The sequence below is a fragment of the Psychrobacter sp. M9-54-1 genome (genome assembly GCF_016613355.1).
GTDB lineage: Bacteria > Pseudomonadota > Gammaproteobacteria > Pseudomonadales > Moraxellaceae > Psychrobacter > Psychrobacter faecalis.
The window spans coordinates 1-682 of sequence record NZ_JADGFW010000065.1 but is presented as its reverse complement, the minus strand read 5'-3'; the positions used below and the strand labels follow the sequence as shown (position 1 = coordinate 682).

The 682-nt window shown below is 39.3% G+C and carries 2 protein-coding genes; one reads left to right on the top strand and one right to left on the bottom strand.

Features of this window, described 5'->3' with window-relative positions; all coding sequences use genetic code 11:
- A partial coding sequence (locus IQ457_RS13520) for a transposase family protein (RefSeq protein WP_200663890.1) occupies positions 1-379 on the top strand: 379 nt, incomplete at its 5' end.
- 140 nt (positions 380-519) lie between these two features.
- Here the strand turns inward: IQ457_RS13520 and IQ457_RS13515 are convergent.
- Positions 520-682: DUF475 domain-containing protein (locus IQ457_RS13515; RefSeq protein ID WP_200663889.1), on the bottom strand; the 163-nt coding region annotated here is incomplete at its 5' end.

Here is a 682-nt window from a genome sequence, read left to right as displayed (position 1 = left end):
CGTTCATTGGCAAACAGGGTTGATACTTGATGTACAAACCTGCAAAGGGTCAATCCACGATTTTAAGCTCTATAAAGATACTTGTCCTGACTGGCTTCCTGACAATGCTAAATTACTAGCAGATAGTGGTTATCAAGGGTTAGCAAAGCTACATAAGCAAACCTTCACCCCTTTTAAAAAGCCACGTGGTGGTCAGTTACTGGAGATATGCAAACAGGCCAATCACTATCTAGCAAAGTTCCGTATTGTGGTTGAGCACAAAATAGGCTTAATCAAGTTGTTCAAAATCGTGGCTCATAAATATCGTAACCGTCGTCAGCGCTATGATCTTAGAATGAAGCTGTTTGCTGGTATCATTAATTTCGAGCTAAACCTATGACTTTTGCAAGAGGTCTAATGTCTATTATTAGGTAATAAAAAGCAATGCATATTAGAAAAAAGGTTATACCAATTGTTTGGTATAACCTGTTATTAACGATATTCTAAGATAATGATTTTTTGCTTTACATTGTATACACTCTAAGCAGTGAGTTTATCCTGTTGCTTACGGTGTTTCAGTGAAGCCAGCAGGGCCCAACCAATAAAGGCAATACCAATCAAACCTGTGATAAGCTCTGGCACATGGAATTTCACCGACAATAGCATAATGATGGCTAGAGCGCCGATGGCATAATGCGCGCCA